Annotated in this window: 23 protein-coding genes; 6 read left to right on the forward strand and 17 right to left on the reverse strand. The window is 71.1% G+C overall.

Annotation, left to right across the window (positions count from 1 at the left end; all coding sequences use genetic code 11):
* Window positions 1–4: 4 nt before the first annotated feature.
* The 11 genes from KSF81_RS02945 to KSF81_RS02995 form a co-directional block, all read right to left on the reverse strand.
* The gene (locus tag KSF81_RS02945; RefSeq protein ID WP_217377664.1) at window positions 5–781 is read right to left on the reverse strand and encodes an enoyl-CoA hydratase/isomerase family protein; all 777 of its coding nucleotides are present in this window, start codon (window positions 779–781) and stop codon (window positions 5–7) included.
* Complete coding sequence (locus tag KSF81_RS02950) at window positions 778–1,854, reverse strand: acyl-CoA dehydrogenase family protein (protein ID WP_217377665.1); 1,077 nt, start codon at window positions 1,852–1,854, stop codon at window positions 778–780. The genes KSF81_RS02945 and KSF81_RS02950 overlap by 4 nt, the downstream gene beginning before the upstream one ends.
* 38 nt (window positions 1,855–1,892) lie before the next feature.
* Complete coding sequence (locus KSF81_RS02955) at window positions 1,893–2,537, reverse strand: 3-oxoacid CoA-transferase subunit B (protein WP_217377666.1); 645 nt, start codon at window positions 2,535–2,537, stop codon at window positions 1,893–1,895.
* Between the two features lie 41 nt (window positions 2,538–2,578).
* On the reverse strand, window positions 2,579–3,262 hold the full coding sequence (locus KSF81_RS02960; protein ID WP_217377667.1) for a 3-oxoacid CoA-transferase subunit A: 684 nt from the start codon (window positions 3,260–3,262) through the stop codon (window positions 2,579–2,581).
* Window positions 3,263–3,599: 337 nt separating this feature from the next.
* Window positions 3,600–4,166 carry a hypothetical protein gene (locus KSF81_RS02965; protein WP_217377668.1) on the reverse strand — a complete coding sequence of 189 codons (567 nt, stop codon included), beginning with the start codon at window positions 4,164–4,166 and terminating at the stop codon, window positions 3,600–3,602.
* Between the two features lie 6 nt (window positions 4,167–4,172).
* A complete protein-coding gene (locus KSF81_RS02970) occupies window positions 4,173–5,030 on the reverse strand; it encodes a MaoC family dehydratase (protein ID WP_217377669.1) in 858 nt (285 codons plus the stop codon).
* A gap of 122 nt (window positions 5,031–5,152) precedes the next feature.
* Window positions 5,153–7,273, reverse strand: coding sequence for an acetate--CoA ligase family protein (locus KSF81_RS02975; RefSeq protein ID WP_217377670.1), 2,121 nt, complete (start codon window positions 7,271–7,273; stop codon window positions 5,153–5,155).
* 308 nt (window positions 7,274–7,581) lie between these two features.
* On the reverse strand, window positions 7,582–7,815 hold the full coding sequence (locus tag KSF81_RS02980; RefSeq protein WP_217377671.1) for a hypothetical protein: 234 nt from the start codon (window positions 7,813–7,815) through the stop codon (window positions 7,582–7,584).
* A 24-nt stretch (window positions 7,816–7,839) separates the two neighbouring features.
* On the reverse strand, window positions 7,840–8,994 hold the full coding sequence (locus KSF81_RS02985) for a thiolase (RefSeq protein ID WP_217377672.1): 1,155 nt from the start codon (window positions 8,992–8,994) through the stop codon (window positions 7,840–7,842).
* A 10-nt stretch (window positions 8,995–9,004) separates the two neighbouring features.
* Window positions 9,005–9,388, reverse strand: a complete 384-nt coding sequence (locus tag KSF81_RS02990; RefSeq protein WP_254453336.1) for a Zn-ribbon domain-containing OB-fold protein — start codon at window positions 9,386–9,388, stop codon at window positions 9,005–9,007.
* A 368-nt stretch (window positions 9,389–9,756) separates the two neighbouring features.
* Complete coding sequence (locus tag KSF81_RS02995) at window positions 9,757–11,208, reverse strand: transglycosylase SLT domain-containing protein (RefSeq protein WP_254453337.1); 1,452 nt, start codon at window positions 11,206–11,208, stop codon at window positions 9,757–9,759.
* A gap of 368 nt (window positions 11,209–11,576) precedes the next feature.
* On the opposite strand from KSF81_RS02995, the gene KSF81_RS03000 reads away from it, so the two are divergent.
* The 4 genes from KSF81_RS03000 to KSF81_RS03015 all read left to right on the forward strand — a co-directional run bounded on the left by KSF81_RS03000 (window position 11,577) and on the right by KSF81_RS03015 (window position 16,487).
* Window positions 11,577–12,137 (forward strand): glycine zipper 2TM domain-containing protein, encoded by a 561-nt coding sequence (locus tag KSF81_RS03000; RefSeq protein ID WP_217377674.1) that lies wholly within the window; start codon window positions 11,577–11,579, stop codon window positions 12,135–12,137.
* Between the two features lie 155 nt (window positions 12,138–12,292).
* On the forward strand, window positions 12,293–13,159 hold the full coding sequence (locus tag KSF81_RS03005) for an ABC transporter permease (RefSeq protein WP_254453338.1): 867 nt from the start codon (window positions 12,293–12,295) through the stop codon (window positions 13,157–13,159).
* Window positions 13,150–13,878 (forward strand): ABC transporter ATP-binding protein, encoded by a 729-nt coding sequence (locus tag KSF81_RS03010; RefSeq protein WP_217377675.1) that lies wholly within the window; start codon window positions 13,150–13,152, stop codon window positions 13,876–13,878. Before KSF81_RS03005 ends, KSF81_RS03010 begins: the two co-directional genes overlap by 10 nt.
* Window positions 13,875–16,487, forward strand: coding sequence for a glycosyltransferase (locus KSF81_RS03015; RefSeq protein WP_217377676.1), 2,613 nt, complete (start codon window positions 13,875–13,877; stop codon window positions 16,485–16,487). The genes KSF81_RS03010 and KSF81_RS03015 overlap by 4 nt, the downstream gene beginning before the upstream one ends.
* Before the next feature lie 60 nt (window positions 16,488–16,547).
* Here the strand turns inward: KSF81_RS03015 and KSF81_RS03020 are convergent, their stop codons facing one another.
* A complete protein-coding gene (locus KSF81_RS03020) occupies window positions 16,548–16,952 on the reverse strand; it encodes a hypothetical protein (protein WP_217377677.1) in 405 nt (134 codons plus the stop codon).
* Between the two features lie 105 nt (window positions 16,953–17,057).
* A complete protein-coding gene (locus KSF81_RS03025; protein ID WP_217377678.1) occupies window positions 17,058–17,483 on the reverse strand; it encodes an HU family DNA-binding protein in 426 nt (141 codons plus the stop codon).
* Window positions 17,484–17,510: 27 nt separating this feature from the next.
* Between KSF81_RS03025 and KSF81_RS03030 the strand changes: the two genes are divergently transcribed.
* Window positions 17,511–18,266, forward strand: a complete 756-nt coding sequence (locus KSF81_RS03030; protein ID WP_217377679.1) for a class II aldolase/adducin family protein — start codon at window positions 17,511–17,513, stop codon at window positions 18,264–18,266.
* A gap of 5 nt (window positions 18,267–18,271) precedes the next feature.
* Window positions 18,272–19,240, forward strand: a complete 969-nt coding sequence (locus KSF81_RS03035) for a tripartite tricarboxylate transporter substrate binding protein (RefSeq protein WP_217377680.1) — start codon at window positions 18,272–18,274, stop codon at window positions 19,238–19,240.
* 70 nt (window positions 19,241–19,310) lie between these two features.
* On the opposite strand, the gene KSF81_RS03040 is transcribed toward KSF81_RS03035, so the two are convergent.
* The 4 genes from KSF81_RS03040 to KSF81_RS03055 form a co-directional block, all read right to left on the reverse strand.
* Entirely contained in the window at window positions 19,311–21,032 is a 1,722-nt protein-coding gene (locus tag KSF81_RS03040; protein ID WP_217377681.1) for a di-heme-cytochrome C peroxidase, read from the reverse strand.
* Window positions 21,029–22,441 (reverse strand): hypothetical protein, encoded by a 1,413-nt coding sequence (locus KSF81_RS03045; RefSeq protein WP_217377682.1) that lies wholly within the window; start codon window positions 22,439–22,441, stop codon window positions 21,029–21,031. The genes KSF81_RS03040 and KSF81_RS03045 overlap by 4 nt, the downstream gene beginning before the upstream one ends.
* A 14-nt stretch (window positions 22,442–22,455) precedes the next feature.
* Window positions 22,456–22,908: a hypothetical protein gene (locus tag KSF81_RS03050; RefSeq protein ID WP_217377683.1), complete on the reverse strand. Its 453-nt coding sequence runs from the start codon at window positions 22,906–22,908 to the stop codon at window positions 22,456–22,458.
* A gap of 176 nt (window positions 22,909–23,084) precedes the next feature.
* Window positions 23,085–24,647, reverse strand: coding sequence for an MBL fold metallo-hydrolase (locus tag KSF81_RS03055; protein WP_217377684.1), 1,563 nt, complete (start codon window positions 24,645–24,647; stop codon window positions 23,085–23,087).
* Window positions 24,648–24,666 lie beyond the last annotated feature (19 nt).

Below are 24,666 nucleotides of genomic sequence, written 5' to 3' on the forward strand. Positions count from 1 at the left end.
CGCATCAGCTCCCTTTGAATTCCGGTTGCCGCTTGCCGAGGAAGGCGGCGCGGCCCTCGGCGAAATCCTCCGTCAGGAACAGCGTGGCCTGGAAATGCCGCTCCTGCTCCAGCGCGCGGTCCAGCCCCTCGCCCAGCATCTGCTTGGTCAGCGCCATCGGCGCCGGCGCCTGTTCGGCCAGGAAGCGCGCCTTCTCCATGGCGGTGGCCAGCGCATGGCCCTTCGGCACCACCTGGTCCACCAGCCCGATGCGCTCGGCCTCGGTCGCCGTCATCTGCTGGTGGTAGAACAGGATCTGCCGCGCCCGGCCCTGGCCGACGCGGACCGGCAGGGTATGCGGCAGGCCGAGATCGGCCATCAGCCCGATCCGGCCGAAGCCGGCGGCCAGCCGCGCATCCTCCGCCGCCACGATGGTGTCGCAGGCGCAGGCGAGCGAGAGGCCCGCGCCGACGCAGAAGCCCTCCACCGCCGCCACCACGGGCACGCTGCCCATCACCATCAGGCGGACGAGCTGGTGCGAGAGCCGCATCCGCTCCCGCCCATCCAGCGGCGTCTTCACGTCCATGCCGGAGATGTCGCCGCCGGAGCAGAAATGCCCGCCCGAGCCGGTGATGACGATGGCGCGGATGGATTTGTCGCTCTGCGCCCGTTCCAGCGCCGCGATCAGCCCGATCCGGATCGGCATGGCGAAGGCATTGCGCCGCGCCGGATAGTCGAGCGTCAGCACCAGCACGGCGCCGTCCCGCTCCTCGATGAGCCGCATCACGGGTGCTTCACTCATTCCTCGGTCTCCGGAGCAACAGCCATGAACCGCCGGCGATGCAGCGTGGCGCTGCCATATTGGTTGGCCAGCACCATGGCCTTCCGCAGATAGAGGCCGACATCATAATCGTCGGTATAGCCGATGCCGCCATGCAACTGGATGCATTGCCGCGTCACCAGCATGGAGGCCTCCGCCGCCCGTGCCTTGGCGCGCGAGACGGCGGCGCGGCGCGCATCGCCGGTGGCACCGGCATCCAGCGTGGCGGCGGCCGCCTCGATGCTCGCGCGGGTCAGCGCGATCTGCATCTTCAGGTCGGCGGCGCGGTGCTGCAGCGCCTGGAAGGTGCCGATGATCTTCCCGAACTGGCTGCGCGTCCGCAGGTAGTCGAGCGTCATGGCGAAGGCGCGTTCCATGCCGCCGAGCAGATAGGCGCCCGTCACCAGCGCCGCCTCGTCCAGCGCCTGCGCCAGCGCCTCGCCCACGTCATCCGCCAGCCGCTTCGCGTCGCCGGGATTGGGCCGCAGGGTGCCGAGGTTGCCGCCATCCTGGGTGCGTTCGATCGTCACATCGGCGCGGGCGGCAAGCTGTTCGTAAAGCGCGATCCGCCCGCCCTCCCGCACCGGCAGCAGGAACATGTCGGCGCCGGCCGCCATGGGCAGGAATTTGCGCGGCGCATCCGGGTTGCCGGGCACCTCCAGCGTATCGGCCCGCTCCTGCCAGGCGGTCAGCACCACCATCTCGCCGGCCAGCAGATGCGCCAAAGGCCCGGCGCCGCCCAGCGCCGCCAGCAACCCGGCCGAGAGCGCGCAGGGGATCAGCGGCTCCGGCACCAGCGCCGCGCCCATTTCCTCGGCCAGCGCGCACATCTCGCCCATGCCGAGCCCGGCGCCGCCCTGCGCCTCCGGCACCCGGAGGCCGATCCAGCCCATCTCGCCCATCTGGCGGACCAGGCCGGGATCGAAGCCAGGGTCCTGGAAGCGCAAGGACCGCACCCGCTTGAGGTCGCCGCCGGGCGGCGCCACGGCGGCGGCGCTGTCGCGGATCATGCGGATGGATTCGGCGCGTTCGGTTTCGTCCAGCGCGGCGCTCATTCTCGTATCCTCCAGGCGGGGCTGTCGCAGCCCTTCGGTCAGCTCGGGCGGTGCAAGGTGGCGCCGCTTTTCGCCTGCAATTCCTCGAAGCTCACGCCGGGCGCCAGGTCGCGCACCACGAAGCCCTGGCCGGGCACCACATCCATCACGCCGAGATTGGTATAGACGCGGCTGACGCAGGCGAGGCCGGTCAGCGGATAGCCGCAGCGTTCCACCAGCTTCGGCCGGCCATCCTTGGTGGTATGCTCCATGATGACCCAGAGCCGCTTGGCTCCGGCCGCGAGGTCCATGGCGCCGCCCACCGCGGGCGCCGTGTCGTTCTCGCTGGTCGCCCAATTGGCGAGGTCGCCATTCTCCGCCACCTCGAAGCCGCCGAGCACGCAGAGATCGATATGCCCGCCGCGGATCATGGCGAAACTATCGGCATGGCCAACGAAGGAGGCGCCGGGCGCCAGGGTGATGGCCTGCTTGCCGGCATTGATGAGCCAGGGATCGACCCTGTCCGGCGCGGGCGCTGGGCCCATGCCGATGATGCCGTTCTCGCTCTGGAAGATCACTTCCCGCTCCGGCGGCACATGGTTCGCCACCATGGTCGGGATGCCGATGCCGAGATTGACGCACCAACCCTCCGGCACATCCTGGGCAAGACGCGCGGCCATCTGGTCGCGGCTGAATTGCGGCATGCTTCGCTTCCTTCTCCCGCAGGATTCCTAAGGCTGACCCGTCAGTCCGTCCAGGGTGCGCCGCGGTCCACCTGGACCACCCGGTTCACATAGACGCCCGGCGTCATGATCTGGTGCGGATCAAGGCTGCCCAACTCCCGGACATGCTGCACCTGGGCGATGGTGAGGTCCGCCGCCATGGCCATGACCGGATTGAAATTGGCCCCCGAGCCCCGATAGACCAGGTTACCCCAGCGATCGGCCTCCCAGGCTTCCACCAGCGCCACATCGCCACGCAGCGCGCGCTCCATGACGTATTCCCGGCCGTCGGATTCCCGCGTGTCCTTGCCGCGGGCCAGCAGGGTGCCGGCGGCGGTCGCGGTGTAGAAGGCGGGGATGCCGGCGCCGGCGGCGCGCATGCGTTCCGCCAGGGTGCCCTGGGGCACGATCTCCAGCTCGATCTTCCCCTCACGGTAGAGCTGCTCGAAGACCACCGAACCGGCGGAGCGGGGGAAGGAGCAGATCATCTTCCGCACCCGCCCGAGTTCCATCAGCCGCGCCAGGCCGATATGGCCGCTGCCGGCATTGTTGGCAACGCAGGTGAGGTCCTTGGCGCCCTGCTCGATCAGCGCCTCGATCAGCACATCCGGCTGGCCGACGGAGCCAAAGCCGCCGATGAGAACGGTGGAGCCGTCCTTGATGCCGGCCAGGGCATCGGCGAGCGACTGCACGATCTTGTTGATCATTCCAACTCCTCCCGCGAGGGAGCTTGGAACTACCCTCCGGGGCGGCCGCGGTCCAGGGGGGGTGGCAATTCGGCTGCGGCCAACCCGGGCAGCGGCGAGGATCAGGTTGGAAATTCCGGCCCGGCACGACAATATGCCTCCGCAGGAGGTCGAGATTCCGATGGCCAAGCCCAATCCGCCACCAGCCCCGCCCAAGCCGGCACCGGCGAAACCGGTGGTGCCTGCGCCGCAACGGCCTTCGCTCGGCAGCCTCCCGGCCCGGCCGGACCATGTGATCCGCAACATGACGCGGGACGAGGCAAGGCAGGTCCTGTCGGCTCGGCGCGCCGGCTGACGCTCAGCGGAAATTAGCTGGGAAGGCTGCGGCCAGGGCGATCGCCGCGCCCCAGAGCGGTGCGAATCTGAGGCGCGCCGAGGCTAGGCGCAGCGCCCGCGCCAAGTCGTCCACGGGCTTCTGGTTCTCCTCGATCGCCTCGCCCACCACCCGGGTCATGTAGAGTACGAGTTCGGTGCGCTCAGCTTCCAGAAAAGTGGCGTTGTAGAGGCTTCTCGGATCCTTGCCGGGCGAGGCCAGGACCACGCCCTGGATCGCCACCGCCGCGGTATAGGCGGCGAGCAGCCAGACCCCGCCTGCCACCAGCAGGGGTGGCGCGAAGAACCAGGGCCATTGCTGGACCAGCCCCTCGGACTTGCCGAAGAGGCCAAGCGCCGCCGCGCCCGCCGATAACGCGGCCGATCCCAAGGTGACCGCGAGGGTCAAGAGGGTCAGCAGCCTGGACTGGAGCTTGTCGGCGCCTTCGAGCTGCGCCTTCAGCATGGCCTCGGCCTGGGCCAGGACGAATTCGGCGGCGTCGCGCGTGATGCGCGACGCCTCCAGCATCGGCCAGGCGATCGGCACCGCCACGGGCGCTCAGGCGAAGCGGAACAGCCCGTTGCTGACCACCAGCTTGTCCCGCTCCACCACCCGGGCGCGGAAGGCGGCGCCGCCGGCTTCCTTCCAGATCTCGGTGCGGATCGTCTCGCCCGGGAAGACCGGCGAGGAGAAGCGCAGGTCCATCCGCCCGAAACGCGCCGTGTCGTAGTCACACAGCGAGCGCAGCAGGGCGTGGCAGACCGTGCCGAAGGTGCAGAGCCCGTGCAGGATCGGCCGCGGGAAGCCCGCCGCCTTGGCCACAGCCGGGTCGATATGCAGCGGGTTGAGGTCGCTGTTCAACCGATAGACCAGCGCCTGTTCCGGCCGTGTCGCGAGGTCGAGCGTCAGGTCCGGCGCCCGTTCCGGCTCGGGGTGGGGCTGCTTCACCGGGCCGGTGGGGCCGCCGAAACCGCCATCGCCGCGCAGGAAGGAGGTGCTGGAGAGCGTCGCCAGCTTTTCGCCGGTGCGGGCATCCACCACCTCGCGCTCCGAATACATCAGCGCGCCCTTGCCCTCGCCGCGGTCCACCAGGCCGGTGACGCGGGAGCGGCCGATGATCTCGCCCTCCACGGGCAGGGGCTTGTGCAGCGTGAGCCCCTGCTCGCCATGCACGATCTTCACCCAGTCGATGCCGGTATCCGGGTTGCGCGACCAGAAGCCGGGTGAGCCGAGCACCACCGGCATCGAGGGCATCGCCTTCAGCCGCGGCTCATAGACGAAATCGAGCTGGCGCTCGTCCATCGGGTCCTGGCCGAGGCCGATGGAGAAATTATACAGCGCGGTGTCCTGCCAGCGCAGCGTCTGGCGGACCTCCGGGATCGGGTAATTCAGCAGTTTCTCGGTGACGATCGGCATCTCAGCGCCCCCCCCTGTTTCAACGGACCGATTCAGACCTCCGGGCCAAGCGGCCCTGCGGTCATCGGGCCGCCTTGTGTCTTGCGGGCCGATTCAGACCTCCGGGCCATCCGGCCCTTCGGTCATCGGGCCGCCAATTCCACCACCGCATCGGCCGCGTAGCAGCCCTGGCCTTCGGGCAGGACCAGCAGCGGGTTCACATCCACGCTCTCCAGGCGCGGCCCGGCGGCGGCCGCGAAGGCGGAGAGCGCCGAGAGCGCGCGCGCCAGCGCCGGCACGTCCGCCTTGGGCCGGCCGCGCGCGCCGTCCAGCAACGGAAAGCCCTTCAGCGAGCGGATCATCCGCTCCGCCTCCGCCTCCCCGAAGGGGCAGCGGCGGAAGGACACGTCCTTCAGGACCTCGATGAAGATGCCACCCAGTCCCACCATCGCCACCGGTCCGAAGACCGGGTCGCGGAAGACGCCGAGCGCCATCTCCACCGCGCCCTTGATCTGCTTGGCGACGAGGACGCCCTCGATCCGCGCCGCCGGCGCGTGGTGGCGGGCGCGGTCCAGCAGCGTGGCGAAGCCGTGCCGCACCGCATCGGCATCCGCCACGTCCAGCAGCACGCCGCCGATCTCGCTCTTGTGCAGGATATCGGGCGAGAGGATCTTCAGCACGACCGGATAACCGATCTGCTCCGCTGCCGCGACCGCCGCCTCGCTGTCGCTGGCCGCATGTTCCGGCACGGCGGGCACGCCCGCATCGGCCAGCAGCGCCTTGGCCACCGCCTCGGAGGGGGTGGCGGCGGGCAGGGTCACCTTGGGGAGCGGCACCTTCTTCTGCGGCGCCTCCGCCTTGGCGAAGGCGGCGCCGAAGCGGCCCATGGCCTCGATCGCCACCACGGCGCGCGAGGGGTCCTCGAAGACCAGCCAGCCATCCGCCTCGTAGTCCTGCACCTTCTTCGGCGCCAGCATGGACATCACCCAGAGCCGGTCAGGATAGGCGGCACGCACCGCCCGCATCTGCTCCTGCAGGCGCGGCCCGACGCTGCGGCCGGCGGCGGTCTGCGACCAGAAGGCGAGGATGGAGGTATAGCCGCCGTCCTGCGCCACGCTGTCGGCGAATTTCCCGATCAGCGACAGGTCGTTCGTCACCTGCGCGGTGCAGTCCACCGGGTTGCGCGGCGCGCAGAAGGGCACCAGGGCCTTCAGCTTCTCCTGCGCTTCCTCCGGCATCGGCGGCATCGCCACGCCCGCGGCCTCCGCCGCATCCGAGATCAGCACGCCGGCGCCGCCGGAGACCGTCAGCACACCCAGGGTATTGCGCGCCGGGTAGATGCGCTTGGCGGCGGCATAGGCGATATCCAGCATCTCCTCCGTCGTGCGTGCCCGCACCACGCCGAATTCGTCGAGCACCGCCTGCGTCACCGTGTCGTCGCCGGCGATGGAGGCGGTGTGGGACTTCGCCGCGGCGCCGCCCAATTGGCTGCGCCCCACCTTCATCATCACGATCGGCTTGCGGTTGCGCCGCGCCAGGTCCAGCGCCGCCAGGAAGCGCTCGCTCTCGCGTATTCCTTCAGCGTAAGCGCAGATCACATCCACTTCCGGCGCCTGCGCCATCCAGCCCAGCACATCGCCGAGCGCCACCTCGGCCTCGTTGCCGGTGGTGATGCAGACCTGGGTGCCGAGATGCCGGTCCAGCGCCGCCGCGAAGATATGCGTGCCATAGGCGCCGGACTGCGAGGCGATGCCAATCCGCCCGGCGATCGGCCAGCCCTTCTCGAAACTCGCCGAGAAGGTGGCGTAATAGGCGATGGAGGCATTGAAGACGCCGAGGCAATTCGGCCCCAGCATGCGGATGCCCCATTTCCGCGCCACCGCCGTCATGCGGTCCTGCGCGGCGGCGCCGGCCTCGTCCATTTCCGCGAAGCCGGCGGTGAAGACGATGACGGCACGGCAGCCCTTGGCGCCGAGATCCTCCAGCGCCTGGATCGCCAGCTCGCCGGGGACCGCGATGATGCCGACATCGGGTGCTTCCGGCAGCGCATTGACCGAGGCGAAGGCGGGGATCCCCTGCACGCTCGGCCGCTTCGGGTTCACCGGATAGATGGTGCCCTGGAAGCCCTGGCTTTTCATATAGGCGATGGGTCGGCCTCCGATGCGGGCCGGTTCGTCGGAGGCGCCGATCAGGGCGACGGAGCGGGGCCGCACCAGGGGATCGAGCGAGGCAAAGCTGGCCAGGGCCGGCGACGCGGCGGGCATGGACGGGTCTCCTTCAGGTCTTGTGCGCCGCACCCTGCGGGAGGCGCGGGGGGCGGGCAAGGGGGGCGCCCGCCCTGGCCTGGTCCGTTGCGCTGACCGATCCAGCCCTCCGGGCCAGCGCCCCGGCCGGCGGCTCGCCTGCCCCCGCCCAGCGCGGATGCGGCATCGCCGGTGCTTCCCGCAGCGTCGGGGACAGCACCACCCGCCCACCCGGCGCGCGCCGCCTTCTACCGCATTCGCGGCGAGTTCATGGGCCGCCATGGCCAGGGACCGGGTCGCGGCGGCATGCCGCGGGACGGGCGGGCCTTTCAATCCTCCTCTTCGTCGTCCTCGTCCTCGTCGTCTTCCTCATCATCTTCGTCGTCGTCGTCCTCGTCGTCTTCTTCGCCTTCGTCCTCCTCTTCGTCGTCGTCCTCATCCTCCTCGTCTTCCTGATCGCCCTCCTCCGCATCCCCGCCCGCCGCCATGGGCCAGGCGAGGGGCGGGGATTCCGGCAGCGGGCCGGCGATTGCCTGGGCTGTCTCGGGCTTCGGGATCAGCATCGGAGATCTCTCCTTTGGAGTGGCCTATAGCGCCGCGTCGGTGCCAAGCAGCGCGGTGACTTGGCTCGACAGGGTGCCGCCATTGCCGTGCAGCAGCGCCACCTGGCAGTCCTCGACCTGCCGCGCGCCCGCCTGGCGGCGCAATTGCGTCACCGCTTCCAGGATCAGGAACATGCCGTACATGCCGGGATGCACGCAGGAGAGGCCGCCGCCATTGGTGTTCACGGCAAGTTCGCCGCCCGGGGCGATGCGGCCGCCCTGCACGAAACGCCCACCCTCCCCCTTCGGGCAGAAGCCGAGATCCTCCAGGAACAGGATCGGGTTGATGGTGAAGGCGTCGTAGAGCATCACCAGGTCCATGTCGGAGGGCGTGAGCCCGGCCATGGCGAAGGCGCGCGGGCCGCTTTCCGCCGCCGCGGTCACGGTGAGGTCCGGCATCATGCTGATGGTCCGGTGCCAATTCGCCGCCGCCGCGCCCAGCAGCCAGGCGGGCGGGTTGCGCGCATCCCGCGCCCGGTCGGCCCGCACCATCACGCAGGCGCCGCCGCCATCCGTCACCAGGCAGCAATCCAGCACCGAGAGCGGATCGCTGACCATGCGGGAGGCCAGCACATCCTGCACCGTCAGCGGCTGGCCATGCAGGAAGGCGGCGGGGTTGAGATTGGCCCAGGCCCGCGCCGCCACCGCCACCTCCGCCAGCATCTCCCGCGTGGTGCCGAATTCATGCATGTGGCGGGAGGCGGCCAGCGCATAGGCGGAAACCGGCATGCGCGCGCGGTAGGGCGCCTCGAAGGGCTGCGGCTCGCTGATCGGCGCCAGGCGGCCGCCGGCGCTGCGCTGGTTGCTGCCGTAGCAGATCAGCGCCACGTCGCAGAGATTGGCCTCCAGCGCCAGGGCGGCGCTCAGCAGATGATGCTGGAAGCTGCTGCCGCCGATATTGGTGCCATCGAAATAGCGCGGCCTGAGGCCGAGATGCTCGGACACCGTCATGGTGGGAAAGGCGTGGTTGGCGGTGGCGGCGAAGACGCCATCCACCACCGAAAGCGGCAGGCCGGCATCCTCCAGCGCCAGGATGGCGGATTGCGCCATCAGCTCCGTGGCGCTCCAGCCCGGCGCCTCGCCGCAACCGGAACTGCCGATGCCGATGATGGCGGTGCGGCCGCGCAGGGGGTGGGTCATGGTCGCTCCCTTACGCCGGATCGAACAGGATGATCTCGGCCCCATCCTCCATGGCGATGCGGGCGCGCACCGCGAGGCCGATGGTCACCGCCTCGGGCGGCAGGCCCTCCACCCGGCTCATCATCCGCGGGCCCTCCGCCAATTCGACGATGGCGATGTTGCTGTTGCCCTCCCGCCCCCGGTTCACCGTGGTGGCATGGACGGTGCCGGCGCCGCTGGCCTCGACCCAGTCGAGGTCGGTTTCGCCGGTGCCGGGCAGGGCGACCCGGGGATAGAAGACGTGCCGGCCGGTGGAGCGGCTGCGTTGCAGCATGAACCGCCCCTGCTTCAGGAAGGCGCGGAACTGCGCCTCCGGCCCGCCCGATGGCATCGGGTCCGGCGTGGTGTCGGCCATGCGGCGTCTCCTTCCCCGTCGGCTCTCGTCCGGGGAAGCCTGCCGGTGGCGGCGGGCGGGGGCAAGCCCGGTCCGCCTCAAGGCTGCGCGTGGGGCGGCGGGAAGGCTGGTCCTGTGGGGCGGCGAGGCCCGGTCGGGAGGTTATTTCCGCCCGCAGCCGAACAGGATTTCGGCCTCGGCCATAGCCGGGCCACCGGGGTTCCTGCCCTCCAGCTCCCGCCGGACTTCCTCGCGGACGATGCGGCGCAATGCTGCGGAGAGGGTGGTGCATCGCCCTCCGCAGCACGGGCCGTCATTCCCGCGGGGCTGGCTGCAATACCGTAAGCGCCAGCCTTCCCTCTTTCCCGCGAGCCGGCGCTCGCCCGATCTCAGCCCGGTGCGTCGGGTGAGAGCAGCATGCAGCCGCCGCGGGCGCGCAGCCGCTCGCAGGCCGCCTGGGCGGCGGCTTGCGAAAGCCCGGTGACCCGTGCCCGATAGAGCGTGTTGCGGCCCTGCGGCAGCGGCAGCACCACCGCGCGGCTGCCCGCCCCGGTCGTGCCGCGGGCGGGATTGGCGGCGCTGCGGGCCAGGTTCTCGCTGGAGAAGGCGCCGACCTGCACACCCCAGGAGGTGCTGGCGCCGGTGCTGGCCAGGGCCGGGCGCAGCGCCGCCGGCAGCGGGTTGGCCTGGGCCGCGCTGATCAGACCGAGGCTGCCGGGCCGGGCAGCGGGCACCACTTGGCGCGAGACCGGCGGCGACAGGTTGGCGACCAGCATCGGCTGTGGGCGGGCCGGCGGCGGCGCCGTGAAGGCGAGGCGCGTCGGCACCGGCGGGCGCACCGCAACCGGCGCGGCGCTGGCGGCGCGCACCGGCGGCGCCAGGGTAGGCGCATGCGAAGGCATGGGCGCGGCCATCGCGACCGGGGCCGGCATGGGGGCCGGCGAGAAGGTTTCGGCCGCTGCGTGGCCATCGGCCTCGGCGATCCGGGCGGCGCCTTCCGGGGTCGAGCCGTCCGGGATCGGGTCCATCCGCACCACGCCGCCGTAGCCGCCACCGCCCAGCGAGGCGAGCTGCACCGGTGCGGCCGAGGCCTGGTAGGCCGGCGAGGTGCTGCCATCCGGGATCGGGTCCATCCGGACCACCGGACCGGCCGGCAATTGGGCCAGTTGGATGCCGGGCTGCTGCGCGTCCCGCTGCTCCCTGAGCGCCAGCATGGTGGCGCTGTCCATGCGCCGGGGCCCGGCCGGGATTCGCACGGGAATCTCCGCCGCGGCGTAGATCTCCGGCGCCACGCGGCGATTCGGATGGTGGGCGATCACCTGCGGCCCGATGCGGGCGACGTAATTCCGCGTTTCGGTCGGCAGGCCGCGGTTGTTCCAGAGATAGTCCTCCAGCCGCCGCGGCCCCGCATTATAGGCGGCGAGGAAGGCCGGCGAGCCATAGAGGTCGTACATCTGCCGGAGATAGGCGGTGCCGGCCATGATGCTGTCATAGGGGTGGTAGGGGTCGTCGCCGAGCCCGTGGCGCGAGCGCAGCTCGGCATAGGTGCCGGGCATCACCTGCATCAGCCCCATGGCACCGACCGGGCTGGTGGCGCCGGCGCGGCCGCCGGATTCCTGGCGCATCACCTCGCGGATCCAGCGCTCCGGCACGTCGAATCGGCGGCTGGCCTCGCGGATCCAGGGGCCCCAGGGGTCGTGGGAGGGACCGGGCGGATCGTAGCTGGCCGGCCGCGCATAGCCACCGGAGGCCGAGCCTGAGGCATGGGTCGATGGCTGCCGGTTGCCCTGGCCGCAAGCCGCGAGCAGCGCGAGCAGCGCGAGCGCAGTGACCGGCTGCATCCCTGGTGCCGCCATGCCGCGAGGCAAACGGCGGCGATCACGCATGGCCTGCGCAGAGTCTGGTGTCCCCTTGGGCATCCCCAATCGCTCCGGGTCTGGGACTACCGGGTTCCCGAAGCCTGCCCCCCCTTGTGGATGCCTGCCGTCCCCACGGTAGACACCCCAGGCTTGCCCCGAAGACCTGGCGGACGCGTTACGTCCTGAGGCAGATAGCCCTACACGCTGGTCATGGGGCAAGGCAAGACCGACTTGCGGTCGCAATATTTTGCGACAATCGATCCTTGCCTGTTGCAACACCGCCACGAGAGGACAGACCAGGACCGTTCCTGCTATGGCTCGCCCCGTCGTTTTTTAACCGGGGACCACCCATGCCGCCTTTGTCTTTCGCGCATAGATCGCCTCGCCTGGCCGGTATCGCGGCCCTGGCGCTGGCCCTTGGGGCCGGGCTGGCCGGCTGCGCGCCGACCAATACCAACACCACCTACACCGCGGGCGGTATCGGCGTCGCCACGCAGGTGCGCTACGGCACCATCATCGGCATGCGCCCGGTGGCGATCTCCGGCAGCCAGAGCGGGCTCGGTGCGGGGGTGGGCGGGGTTTCCGGCGCCGTGCTGGGCAGCACCGTCGGCGGCGACTGGCGGGCCCGGACGGCCATGACCGTAGTGGGCGGCCTGGTCGGCGCCGGCGCCGGCGCGCTGATCGAGAACAGCGCCACCTCGGGCCAGGCGGTCGAGTTCACCATCCGCCCGGATGGCGGCGGGCCGGATTTCAGCGTGGTGCAGAGCAACGAGCTCGCCCTGCAGGTGGGCGAGCCGGTGGCGGTCTCCTTCGGCGACCGCGTCCGCCTCGCCCGCGCCACCCGGGAGCCGGGCCCGGGGCCCCAGGGCTATGCGCCCGGCTACGGGATGCCGGCGGCCGGCAAGAAATAGAGCAGATCGCGGACGGACGTGAACGTCCGGGAGCGTGAATCTGCTCTACAAGAACAAACCGCTACGGCGGGTGGCGTTCATTCCTGAACGCCATCCGCCGTAGCCGCGGCCCGCCCCGCTGGCGGCGGCTGGGGTGGCGCGGTATAGGCGCCGCCATGCTCGTGCCACCCATCATGCCGCCGGCGGCCACCGCCCGATATCTCGTCGATGCCGCCAACCCGCGCCGGCGGGAGCGGGCGCTGGAGGATCTCGCCACCGGCTTCAGCCGCTGGCGCCTGCCCGCGGCGCTCGCCCGGCTCGATATCCGCAACCGCTACCGCGGCTCGGTGCTAGGCCCCTTCTGGCTGTCGCTCTCCACCGCCATCATGGTGGTGGCGCTCGGCCTGCTCTATTCCGCGCTGTTCAAGCTGCCGCTGGCCGATTACCTGCCCTTCCTGGCGGTCAGCCTCATCATCTGGGGCATGATCTCGCAGATCGTGAGCGATGCCTGCACCAGCCTGATCTCGTCGGAGGGCATCATCCGCCAGGTGCCGCTGCCCTATACGGTGCATGCGCTGCGCTGCGTCTTCCGCAACGCCGTCATCGCCGCGCACAGCCTGCCGCTGATCCTGGTGATCTTTCTCATCTTCGGCCATATGCCGGGGCCGGAGGCGCTGCTGGCGCTGCCCGGCCTCGCGCTGCTCGCGGTGAATGCCTTCGCGATCGCGCTGTTCCTCGGCATGCTCTGCGCCCGGTTCCGCGACATCCCGCCGATCGTCGCCAATGTGGTGCAGCTCGCCTTCTTCATGTCGCCGGTGATCTGGAAGCCGGGAATTGCTGGGCGCGCGGGCGCGATGGCTGCCGCTCAATCCCTTCTACACCATCATGGAGACCATCCGCGGGCCGCTGATCGAGGGCGGCGCGTCGCCGCTGGTCTGGCTCTCGGCCATCGTCTTCACCCTGTTCACCTGCGCCGCGGCCTTCGCCTTCTTCGTCCGCTTCCGCGGCCGCATCGCCTTTTGGGTCTGAGCCGATGCCGCTGATCCGGGCCGAGGGGCTGGCCATCGAATTCCCGCTCTATCATGTCGGCGCACGCTCCCTGAAGAAGCGGCTGCTGGCCAAGACGCCGCTGCGCCTCAAGCAGGACGACAGCAACCGCGTGGTGGTGGCGGCGCTGCGCGACCTCGATTTCAGCATCGGCCGCGGCGAGCGGGTGGCGCTGGTCGGGCATAACGGCGCCGGCAAGACCACGCTGCTGCGCACCCTGGCCGGGGTCTATGAGCCGGTGGCCGGGCGGCTGGAGGTGCAGGGCAGCATCGGCTCCCTGATCGATCCCTCGGCCGGCATGGACCAGGAATCCACGGGGCGCGAGAACATCATGCTGCGCGCCCTGTTCCGCGGCATGACGGAGGAGGAGGGCCTCGTCATGGCCGAGGAGGTCGGGCAGTTCAGCGGCCTCGGCGAGTTCCTGGACGTGCCGGTGCGCACCTATTCGGCCGGCATGCAGGTGCGGCTCTCCTTCGCCATGGCCACCGTCATCGCGCCGGAGGTGCTGCTGATGGACGAGTGGTTCCTGGCCGGCGACGCCGAATTCATGACCCGCGCCACGGAGCGGCTGGAGCGGCTGGTCTCGGATGCCGACATCCTGGTGCTGGCCACCCACAGCATGGAGATCGTGCGCCAGTGGTGCACCCGCGCCATCCGGCTCGATGCCGGGCGGATCGTGGCCGACGGGCCGGTGGCGGAGGTGCTCGGCGGTTGAGCGAGCGCCCGCGGCCGGAATTCTGCATCGTCGATCCCTCGCTGAAGGATTTCGTCGGCCACCACTTCGCCTATGACCAGGCGGTGGCCGAGGCGGCGGAGGCGGCCGGCTTCCGGGCCAGGGTGCTGGCGCACCAAGCGGTGACGGAGGCGGTGGCCGGCGCCATCCCCGTGCGGCGCTGCTTCCGGCGCGACATCTGGGGCCGCCACCCGCTCGCGGCGCGGCTGCCCGGCCTGCCTGGCCGCATCCTCGACCTGCTGGCCTGCAACCGCGACTTCCGGCAGGACCTGGAAGCCGGGATCGGGCCGCAAGGGCTGCCGCCGGGCTCCATCCTCTTCGGCCACATGATCACCGCCAAGCACCTGCTGGGCTGGGCCGGCTTCCTGCGCGGCCTGCCGGCCGGCAGCGACCTCAGCGTCATCCTGCTGCTGCGCTACCAGGCGGAATTCTACGAGAACCGCCTGGCCGCCCGCGCCTTTCGGAGGCTGGAGGGCGAAGTGGCGGCGGGGCGGCGGCTGCGGCTGGCGACGGACAGCGCCCGGCTGGCGGCGCAGCTCGGCCGGCTGACCAGCCTGCCGGTCGAGGTCTTCCCCATCCCGCATCCGCCGGGCCCCGCCACGGCACGGCCGCCGGACAGCGCCGCGCCGCTGCGCTTCGCCAGCCTCGGCAATGCGCGGGACGAGAAGGGCTTCCTGGAGATCCTGGAGGCGATCGGGCTGTTGCAGGCGGAACCGGCACCCGCCGGGCTGGAATTCGTGCTCCAGGCGAATGACGCCGCGCCCGATGTGGCGCGCGCCATCGAGACCTTCGCCGCCACCGCCCCGCCCGGCGTCACGCTGCTGCACCAGGCGCTGGACGCGGCGGACTACGAGGCGCAACTCCTGGCCGCCGATGTGGTGCTGGTGCCCTATTGGCGCAGCATCTACGAGGCGCGCACCTCCGGCGTCTTCCTGGAGGCGGTGGCCGCCGGCAAGCCGGTGATCGCCACCGCCGATACCTGGATGAGCGACGAGCTGGCACGGCATGGCGCCGGCGTGCTGGTCGAGGATCGCGACCCGGCGCTGCTGGCCGCCGCCATCCGCCTCGCGGCGCGGGACTATCCGCGGCTGGCGGCGGCCGCGGCGGCGGGGCGGGCGGAATGCCTGGCGCGACACAGCGGCGCGGCGCTGATCCGCCAGGCCATGGCGCCGCCGGCGCCAGGCCCCGCGGCACACGCCACCCCGCCGCGCCGCATCGCCATGTTCTATCCCTGGCCGGATTTCCTGGAAGGCCGGGGCGGGGCCAGCCTGCGCTGCAACCTGGTGCTGGATGCGATCGCGCCCGAGGTGGCGGCGGTCAGGGTGCTGCAATCCGGCCGGGAGCCGCCGCGGCAGCGCGGCAATGTCCTGGTGGAATCGGCGCCGCTGCGGGTGCGGCAGGAACTGCAGCGCCGGGCCTTCCGCCTGGCCCTGCGGCCGCTGGTCGGGCGCGCCGGCTGGGGCCAGGAACTGCTGCTCTGGTATCATCTGGAACGGCTGGCCGACCGAGGCTTCCGCCGCCGGGTGCGGGAGATGGTGCGCTGGGCCGATGTGGTGCTGCTGGAATACAGCTTCTGGGGCCGCATCGTGCAGGCCGCCTGCCGCGCCCAGGGCAAGCCCTGCATCCTCACCGACCATGATGTCCTGGCCGAGCAGGTCACTGCCTCCGCCCTGCTGCGGTGGGCCACGGCGGCGCTGGAGACGGCAGCGATGCGGCGGGCGGACCACGCGGTCTGCGTCGCCCCGGGCGACGCGGCGCATTTCCGGGCGCAGGGGGTGGCCACCAGCGTGATCGCCAACCCGGTGGACCTGGCCCGGGCCGGGCTGGTGCTGCCGGGCGATGCGGCGGCGCTGCTGCGGGAGCTCTATGGCATCCGGCTGCCGGCGGGGCCCTTCGCGCTTTTCGTGGGCAGCCATTTCCGGCCGAACCTGGAGGCGGTGGAGCGGATCCGCGACCTCGCCCGGGCGGTGCCGGAGGCCGGCTTCGTCATCGCCGGCGGCTGCGCCCCGCCGGGCCGCCTGGGCAACCTCCTGGCGCTGGGCAAGGTGGACCAGGCGGTGCTCGGGCTATTGTACCAATTGGCGGGGCTGGTGCTGATCCCGGTGCCCTCGGGCACGGGCAGTTCGCTCAAGACCGTGGAGGCGCTGGGGGCGGGCAAGCCGGTGCTCGGCACCAGCATCGCCTTCCGGGGCCTGGCGGTGACGCCCGGCGAGGATTGCCTGGTGGAGGACGACCCGGCCCGCTACCCGGCGGTGCTGCGAGCGCTGCTGGCCGATCCGGCGCGGCGCGCGGCGCTCGGCGCCGCGGGGCGGCGGCTGGCGGAGGACTACGACCACCGCCACATCTTCGCCGCCTACCGGCCGCTGCTCGGCCTGCCACCGGCCGATCTGGCGGCGGAGAGCGCGGCGATGGCGGCGGGACGGCGGCGACGGGAGGCGGAGGCCCTGGTGGAACTGGCGCAGCGGGCAATCGCCATCGGCCGGACCGATCTGGCGCGGGACCTGCTCGCGGCCGTCCCGCCGCAGTCCTGGCCGGAGCCCCGGCCCCGGCTGGCCGGCGGCAGCCTGGAGCGGCAGCCCTCGCTGGCCTGACGGCTGAAGTCCGCAAGGTGCCGCAGGCACGCCTCTGGCGTATCGGCCGGTCCGCTGGCGTCAGTCCCGGGGCTCGGCCTGGCGCCTTGTGAAGACATAGTCCTCCTGGCCTGTTCCAGCCAGGTTTTGCAGATCCTGGACGCAATCGGCCAGGGCGGCGACGGCTTCGGAGAGGGCGGCGCGAAGGCCAGGCGCCTCGGGGTGCGGCGGCAGTTCCTCGGTGAGCCGCTGCACCGTGATCGAGCCACCCTCGTAGCCCATCCACCAGTGCCAATACGGCCGGCCGTCACCGGGGCCGTGGACCGCCCAGGCCCGCGGGTCCTCGAGCGAGCTGAGGACGGCCGCGACCTCGTCGAGGAGGGCGCCGCCAGGATTCCTCCACAGGATCCGGAGCAGGAACTCCTTGATCCCCTCTATCCCTTCGACGACGCCGGCCATGGATGGCGAACCCTGCAGGGTCACCACGAAGCGGCCCCCTGCTTCCGGTGCCGCCTCGCTGCGCGCCGCTTCCGACTGGGACATGCTGGTCACCGTTCTCCCTTCGCAGGGCTGCGCTGCGCGTCGCGGTGGTCAGCCAGGGTTGAGGCGGTCCTTGAGAGCCTTGGCGGGAGAGAATTTGGCCGCCTTGGAGGCCGCGATCTGAATCGTCTGGCCGGTCTGCGGGTTGCGGCCTTCGCGCGCGGCGCGCTCGGCGACACTGAAAATGCCGAAGCCGTTCAGGCGCACCTCCTTGCCCGCGGCAACCTCGTCGGCAATCCCGCCAAGCACGGCTTCGACCGCCCTGCCCGCATCGGCCTTCGTCATTCCGGTTGCCCTGGCCACATGATCGATGAGGTCGCTTTGGTTCACAGCCTTGCTCTCCCTGGTTGAAGCGGCGGATTGGCTACAACCGGACAAGGGCCTGGGCAAGCGGATTGTGGACCGCGTTTCCGCCCTCGGCGCCTCGGCATCCGTCGTCGGAAGCGGATTGCGCGCGGCACAGGTGCGGTGCAGCATCCCGCCCTCATCGCGGAGAGCAGCGCCATGGACGGCAATTCCGAACCCCGGTACCGCGTGAACGAGTACACCCCCGATCCCGGCATCGCCTTCGACCGCAGCATGGGCGAAACCTATGTGAAGTATGCCCGCATGATGACGGCGCGCGGCTATGTGCAGTCCACCCTGGGGGGCATGGCGATCCGCGTGGCGCATCCCGGATACGAGCACGGCATCTGCTACGCCAAGCCGCAGGGGGTCAGCCTCGAGGAGGTGGAGGCCGCGGACCTGGTGATCACCGACATCCCCTATGGCCGCATCCTGCATGGCGAGCGCGCGACGACGGTCGGCCATCAGATGAACCGCGAGATCCTGCGGCTGCGCCCGGATGTGAACTGCGTCATCCACCTGCACCACGACGAGACGATCGCCTTCCTCGCCGCCGGGTTCCAGGAGATCCGCAGCACCTCGCTCACCTTCAGCTACCTGATGCAGAAGCCGGCCGCCTACCTGCCGGCCAGCCTGAATGTCGAGGAGGATGTCGGGCCGATCAAGGACTTCATCCAGGACACCAACTGCATCATCATGCGCCGCCACGGCTTCACGGTGCTCGGCCGCAGCGTCAGCGAGGCGTATCACCGCACCAATGTCCTGGTGAGCGAGGTGAAGCGGAACATCATCGCCGAAACCCTCGCGGCCGGGCGCGGCACCACGCCCGAATACCTGTCGCCGGAGGACATGGCCTGGATGATGGCGCGCGGCGATGCCGTGGTCTACCCGACCCTGCTGAAGCGGCGGGGCTGAAGATCATGCGGAGGTTGCTTCTCGCCCTTGGCCTGCTCGCCGCGCTGCCGGCCGCCGCGCAGGCCCCGGCCGGCGGCTGGTCGCCCACGCGCCCGATCCGCATGGTCGTGCCCTTCCCGCCCGGCGGCGGGACGGATGTGGTGGCGCGCATCGTCGCCACCCGCCTGCAGGAGGCGCTCGGCCAACCCGTGGTGGCGGAGAACCGCCCCGGGGCCGGCGGCACCATCGGCACCGACGCCGTGGCGAAGGCGGCGCCGGACGGCACCACCATCGGCATCGCGACCAGCAGCACGCATCCCGCCGCCGTGGTGCTGCTGCGCAACGTGCCCTACGACCCCGTCATCTCCTTCGCGCCCATCACGCAGATCGGCGTCACCCCGTATATCCTGGTGGGAGGGCCCAAGGCCCAGGGTGCGACGCTCGCCGAATTCCTGGACCATGTCCGCGCCCATCCCGGGCAGATCGACTATGCCTCGGTCGGGTCCACGACGCTCGGCTATCTGCTGACGCGCCAGTTCGAGCTGCTGACCAATACGCGCATGAACCACGTGCCCTATCGTGGTTCGGCCCAGGTCTATCCGGATCTGCTGAACGGCACGGTCGCCGTGCTGCTGGACAACCCGACAGGCTCGGCCGGGCTGGTGCGGGACGGGCAGTTGCGCGCCTTCGGCGTCACCACGCCATCGGCCATCCTGCCCGAGGTGCCGACCTTCGCGCAGCTTGGCATCGACGGCTTCGATGCGCCCTTCTGGTACGGGCTGGTGGCGCCGGCCGGCACGCCGCGCGTGGTGGTCGACCGCATCCAGCAGGCGGTGGCGCGGCACTTCACCGGCACGCCGGAGGGCCGCGCCGAGCTTGCCGCCAAGGATGTCACGCCCATCGCCGGCACGGCCGATGCTTTTGCGCGCACCATCGCCGAGGACACGGCGCGCTGGCGCAGCCTGGCGCTCAGGCTCGGAATCCAGCCCGAGTAGCTTCGCGGGCTGGTGGGCCGATTCACCTGGCGCCTGGTTCCCGGGCGCCAGGATCGGTCCACTGGGCGGCTCAGAGCGTCTTCAGGTATTCGATCAGATCCCAGCGCTCCTGGTCCGTCAGTTCCGGGCCGATGACGCCGCCGCCGCGCGGCGCGTTGCGGAATTCATGGCCGCGGTTGGAATTCCCGGGGATCGCGGTGTCGAAGCGGAAGCCGCCCGTGAAGGGCGCGGTGGCGAAGCCGACGGCCTTCGGGTCGAATTGACGGCTGCCGGTGAAGAAGACCGCGTCGCGGCGCTCGGCGGGCAGCAGCATCTGATAGAGGCTGGGCACCGAGCCGTTGTGCAGGTATGGCGCCGTCGCCCAGATCCCGTTGAGTGGGCGGGCGCGATAGGCGATCGGGGCGCGCCAGTCATTGGCGCGGTAGCCATCCATCTCGCGCCGCTTCTCGGGCGGTATGTCGTTGTCCTCGTACCAGCGCTGGATCACGTTGGTGGTCACCCGTTGCAGTCCCTCGGCTGCCGAAACCTGGGTGGTGTCGGTCCGGCTGAGATAGGCCCTGCGCGCGGCGAAATTCGCGGCCGCCTTGGGATCGGTCCCGATCTCCGCGAGCGGGATCATGGCGAGGCGCAGGTAGCTGCGCGGTGGCTCGGCCACGGGCCCTGCGCCGGCGGTGGTGGGTGTCCAGCTCCCCTGATGGCAGCCGGCGCAGAGGCGCTGGTAATGCGCCCTGCCGCGCTCGGCCGCGGCGCGGTCGATCGCCCCCAGGATCTCCTCCGGCCAGGCCGGCGAGCGCAGCCCGGCGCCGGGCGCCGGGCCTGCCAGTTGCTGCTCCATCGCATGGATGTTCTGGAGTCGCACGGAAGACCGGTAGAGCGCCTCCGGCGGGCCGGACAGCTTGGCGATCGACCGCACCCCCATCGCCTCGGCGACATTGCGCCCCATGGGCTGGCGAATGGCGCCGTTGTACTGCACCCAGTCGAACCAGGGTGCGTCCCAGAGCGCCGGGAAGCTCACCGGCCCATCCGCCACGGCGAAATTCCGCGGGTCCTGGAGCAGCGTGCCGAAGACGAAATTGCCGCCCCGGCCAAGCGCATCGAGCCGCCCGGCCCCCTCGGCCACAGGATAGAGCGCCCGGCTCCGCGCCTGCGATGCCTCGGAGAGGCCCGCATCGAGCGCGACCCCGAGCCGCTGGCGAAGCTGGGCCCGCGCCTCCGGCGTATCGGGGGCCTCGGGGGTGCCAAGCACGCGCCCGGCGAAGCGCGCGAAGCGCGGCTCGGATTCGAAGGTCAGGAACAGGGCCCGCCCGAGCTGATCCTGGAAGGCGGCGGTATCGATCATGGCCGGTCCGCCATCGATGCGGATGCCGCGCCGGCCATACTCGACCTGACCCGTGTGGCAGGCGGCGCAGCTCAGGCCGACGACCGTCTCGCGCTCGGTGGTGCCCTCCTTCTGGCCGAAATCATCCCGTGCGAAGCCGACGGGCAAGCCGTCCGGATTCTCCGCCGAAACCGGGTCGGGGATGAAGCCGAAGCGGGCCAGGTATTCCGGGGCGGCGAAGCGGCCGGCGCCGAAGAGGCTGAGTTCGGGCTGCTCCAGCGCCAGGAACCAGCGATGCGGCATCAGCTTGGTGCCCTGCGAGGTGTGGTAGAACCACTGCCGCTGGGCCTCGGTCCAGTTCTGGTTGAGGGTGGTGACGCTCTCGACCGGCCGGTAGTCCGGCAATTGGGCGCAGCCGAATGCCGCGCCAGCCAGGAGCAGCGCCGCGGCCGCTTTCCTTGTCGGTTTCCTCACGGTGGTGCCTCCGGTGTCGGGTGCGGCATCGGCGGTCCGGCCGAGGCCAGGTGGTGCAGGGCGCGGATGCCGGGCAGGAAGAAGTATTCCCCGCCCCGGGTGCTCACGAAGGCTGGCAGCGACGGAATGCGCCGCCGCGGCTGGCCGCTGCGCGGGATAGTGAAGCTGCCCGTCCCGTCATTGGCGCCGATGATCGGGTCCTTCTCGCCGCCGAGCCCGGCGAAGTCGCCGTCATTGGTCCAGACCTTCTGCACGAACTCGAATTGCCGGGCGATATCGGCGTTGATGAGGATGATGACGGCGCCCCGCCCGGCACCGTCATCGGCAATGGCGCCGGCCGGCAGGGCGGTGCCGTAGGGCAGGCCCTGGCGCAGCACGCGGTGCCGGTTGACCGAGGCGCCGGCGGGGCCGGAGAGCCCGGCGCGCGGGTTCATCCGCCGGATATGGGCGCCGAGCGGGCAGGCGACACCCTTGAGATCCTCCGCATAGCTGAAGTCGTTGTTGCGCGCCGCATCCGCCGCGGCGGCCGGGTCATCCCCGCCGGGCGAGACGGCCAGCGGCGTGCCGCTGCGCCAGCGCCCCATCAGCCGCGCCGCGAGCAGTTCCTCCTCCGCTGCATCGGCCGCTGAGGTCCGCAGGAAGGCGCGGAAGCGGGCGACATGCTGGTGCAGCTTGCGCAGCACGAGGTAGGTGCCGTTGCGCCCCAGCGCCTCGGGCTGCGGCCCCGCCGCGATCTCCCCCGTCTCGTCCGGCTGGCCCAGCACGAACTCGCCGGGCTTCAGCGGGCGCCAGGCGCCGCCGGCCCCGGCGGTGCCCTGGCCGCGGATGGCGTCGATGCCGCTGCCCTCGATCGAGGGCTGCCCGATGCCGTCGCGATAGCCGAAATGCTCGACCGGCACCGGCCGGCCATCCGGCCCGGGCAGCAGGGCGACGTCCAGGCTATCGATCAGGTCCAGGCCGGCCGGCGGCAGGCTCGCAAGCAGCGCCTCGGCCGCGCCGGAGCGCGCCTCCGCGGTTGCGGCGGAGATGGTGGCCAGCAGATGCGCATCGCCGCTGCCGAAGGGCGCGTCCCAGTGCTCCGGCGCATTCCCGCCGGTATCGCCCAGCCGGGCCGCGCGCGCCGCCATGCCTTGCCGGAACGCCTCCGGGAAGCTCTGGAGGCTTTGCTCCGGCAGGCCGAGCGCCATCAGGCCCTGCCAGGACAGCGCCAGGTTCAGGGTATGGTCCGGCTCCCGGTCCACGGCGGCGACCGTGGCAACCTGCCCTGCGATCCGCCCGAGCCAAGCCCGTGCCGCGCCGGCCTCGGCCAGGCGAAACAGGTGGTGCCGGCCGAAGGGGAAGCGATAGGCCCGCAGCGCCATGCCCTGGATATCGTCAAGTTCGAGGGCGGCGATGGGTGCCGGCGACAACCCGGCCAAGCCGCTCAGCCGATCTGATCCAGGAAGCCGTCGAATTTCCGCTTCCAGTCGAGCGCCTTCAGGATGTCCTGCACCGTGGCCTCCGGATAGGCGCAGTAGTAGCCGGTGGTCTCGATGGCGCTGCCCAGGATGTAGTCGCGCAGCTTCGGGTAGTCGCGCGCGCCCGGATAGCCTTCGCAATGGCCCCAGATGGCGTCGATGCCCTCGGGCGCCCGCTCGGCGAAGTCGCGCATGTAGTCCTCGACATCGCCGTTGAAGTTGGTGGCGAAGAGCAGCCGCGTGTCGTTGTCGAAGATCACCCAGCGGACGATATGGATGGTGCCGAGCGAGGCGATCTTGCCGCCGCTGGCATTCGTCAGCGCCTCGAGGTTCTGGCGCAGTTGCGGCGCATGGCCGGGGATGATCTTCGTGATCGCCGTCAGGGCATTGATCTTGCCCATGGTCCTCAAGACACCCATGGCATCCTCCGCTCCGGGTCATGGTCCCGACGGGGCAGGCAGGAGCGTGGCGGACAGAACGGCCAATTCCTGCGGCGCGGGCCCAACCTTCTCCGGGAAGGTTGCGCCGGAATGGAGTCGCGGCGCAAACATATTATGGGGCATGCAGGACGTCGCCGCGGCCGCGTCCCGGATGGTCAGCGCGGCATCGGCATGCGCCATTCGTAGTAGAGCGCGCCCGCATCGGCCTTGGGGTCCTTCAGCGGCGTTTTGCGGCGGCGGAACGCGCCGGCTGCCGCCTCGCCGCCCAGCGCCTCCGGGAAGGGCCGGTCGTTGCGGACCACCCGCCCCGCGGTCTTCCCGGCCAGCGCCTGCTCCAGCCCGGGCAGGGGGAATTTGTCGCCCCAGGCGTGGCTCACCGCCGCGTCGTGATCCACCGGGATGAAGGCGACGAGGTCGTCCGGCATCACTTCCAGCCCCTCCGCCTTCAGGGTCGCGTTCTGGCTGCCGTGGTGGCCGACCTTGTAGAAGACGGTGCGGCGGAGCAGGTCGGGGCCGCGCATCGTCTCGCCATCCGCCAAGGTCCAGAGGGCGTCCTTCCAGGACTGCCAATTGCCCACCTGCGCGTCGGCGGCAAACAGCAGCACCGGGCCGCCATGGCCGAGCTCGATCGCCAGCACCAGGCTGGTGTTGTTGGTGCGGTTGTCGAGATCGAGGGCGAGTTCCGCGGCCGCCCCGAGCCAGTCGGTGTCGATCCTGCGCCAGGACTGGTCCGGCGAGGTCTCGTCGTAGGCGGCGCCGCTGTAGTGCCGTTCGAGGAATTCCTTCATGCCGGCGGTCATGGCGTGGGCGCCGGCGGCCAGCCCCTCCGGGCCCGGGTCGAGCGCCGCGGCATAGGCCGGGTCGAAGGGCGCATAGGGGTCGTCCTGCGGGTCGCCGTCGAGCCGGGCACCCTTGCCCAGCGCGCCGGCCAGGAAGAAGGCATGGCCCGGGTCGGCCTCGGCCGCCAGGCGGTAGGTCTCGCGCGGGTTGTCCCGCACCCGCAGCGCCGCCTCGTCAATGGGCGGGCCGAGCACCCAGATCCGCACGCCCGGAACACCCTCGGGGGTGATCGGCGGCTCGCCGGGGCGGTGGTAGGAGACGCGCTCGCCGAAGCCGCGGGCATTCTCCAGCGCCAGATGGGTCTTGCCGTCCTCGCCCGGCGCGGCCCCGAAGAAGCCGATCAGCCCGCCGACCTGCGTGGCGATGGATTGCGCATGGGCGCCCTGGTCCCGGCCCAGGCTGGCTGCCAGCCGGGACAGGCGCTGCACCTTCTCGCGCCGGGTCAGGCCGATCCGCCGGGCATCGGGGTCGTTCGGGTCCTCGGTCCAGGCGAACCAGGTCTCGCGCACGCGGAGCCGCTTCGGATCGGCGGCCTCGCCGGGCCTGAGGAAGAGGTCGGCGGCCGCGAGCAGCCCTGAGACATGGTCGTAGTGCTCATGCGTCACGACCAGCACATCGAGCTCGCCCGCGGTCTCGGCGATGACGTCCCGCAGGATCTCCTGCATCAGCGCAGCCTCGTTCGCGGTGCGCTGCGCCACGCCGCAATCGATCAGCATGCGGAAGGGGGCGGCGTCCTGGCGTGGCAGGCTCAGCAGGAAGCAGTCGCCGAAGCCCACGCGGTACATCCGGATGAAAACCTCGGGCGCGGCGGGGCCGGTCTTCCGGGCGGGGCTGGTCTTCCGGGGAGGGTCGGTCTTCCGGGCGGCTTTCCTGGGCATGCTGGCCTGCTCCGTCAGA

The organism is Siccirubricoccus sp. G192 (genome assembly GCF_019084075.1).
Classification (GTDB): Bacteria; Pseudomonadota; Alphaproteobacteria; order Acetobacterales; family Acetobacteraceae; genus G192.

Bases quoted from the DNA above. Each gene is read 5' to 3' on its own strand.
- KSF81_RS03030 (WP_217377679.1), top strand. From the start codon at position 17,511: ATGGACGGCAATTCCGAACCCCGGTACCGCGTGAACGAGTACACCCCC.
- KSF81_RS02960 (WP_217377667.1), bottom strand. From the start codon at position 3,262: ATGATCAACAAGATCGTGCAGTCGCTCGCCGATGCCCTGGCCGGCATC.
- KSF81_RS03055 (WP_217377684.1), bottom strand. From the start codon at position 24,647: ATGCCCAGGAAAGCCGCCCGGAAGACCGACCCTCCCCGGAAGACCAGC.
- KSF81_RS02945 (WP_217377664.1), bottom strand. From the start codon at position 781: ATGAGTGAAGCACCCGTGATGCGGCTCATCGAGGAGCGGGACGGCGCC.
- KSF81_RS03025 (WP_217377678.1), bottom strand. From the start codon at position 17,483: ATGCTGCACCGCACCTGTGCCGCGCGCAATCCGCTTCCGACGACGGAT.
- KSF81_RS03050 (WP_217377683.1), bottom strand. From the start codon at position 22,908: ATGGGTGTCTTGAGGACCATGGGCAAGATCAATGCCCTGACGGCGATC.
- KSF81_RS03035 (WP_217377680.1), top strand. From the start codon at position 18,272: ATGCGGAGGTTGCTTCTCGCCCTTGGCCTGCTCGCCGCGCTGCCGGCC.
- KSF81_RS02955 (WP_217377666.1), bottom strand. From the start codon at position 2,537: ATGCCGCAATTCAGCCGCGACCAGATGGCCGCGCGTCTTGCCCAGGAT.
- KSF81_RS02975 (WP_217377670.1), bottom strand. From the start codon at position 7,273: ATGCCCGCCGCGTCGCCGGCCCTGGCCAGCTTTGCCTCGCTCGATCCC.
- KSF81_RS03010 (WP_217377675.1), top strand. From the start codon at position 13,150: ATGCCGCTGATCCGGGCCGAGGGGCTGGCCATCGAATTCCCGCTCTAT.
- KSF81_RS03000 (WP_217377674.1), top strand. From the start codon at position 11,577: ATGCCGCCTTTGTCTTTCGCGCATAGATCGCCTCGCCTGGCCGGTATC.
- KSF81_RS02995 (WP_254453337.1), bottom strand. From the start codon at position 11,208: ATGCAGCCGGTCACTGCGCTCGCGCTGCTCGCGCTGCTCGCGGCTTGC.
- KSF81_RS02980 (WP_217377671.1), bottom strand. From the start codon at position 7,815: ATGCTGATCCCGAAGCCCGAGACAGCCCAGGCAATCGCCGGCCCGCTG.
- KSF81_RS02970 (WP_217377669.1), bottom strand. From the start codon at position 5,030: ATGCCGATCGTCACCGAGAAACTGCTGAATTACCCGATCCCGGAGGTC.
- KSF81_RS02990 (WP_254453336.1), bottom strand. From the start codon at position 9,388: ATGGCCGACACCACGCCGGACCCGATGCCATCGGGCGGGCCGGAGGCG.
- KSF81_RS02950 (WP_217377665.1), bottom strand. From the start codon at position 1,854: ATGAGCGCCGCGCTGGACGAAACCGAACGCGCCGAATCCATCCGCATG.
- KSF81_RS03005 (WP_254453338.1), top strand. From the start codon at position 12,293: ATGCTCGTGCCACCCATCATGCCGCCGGCGGCCACCGCCCGATATCTC.
- KSF81_RS02985 (WP_217377672.1), bottom strand. From the start codon at position 8,994: ATGACCCACCCCCTGCGCGGCCGCACCGCCATCATCGGCATCGGCAGT.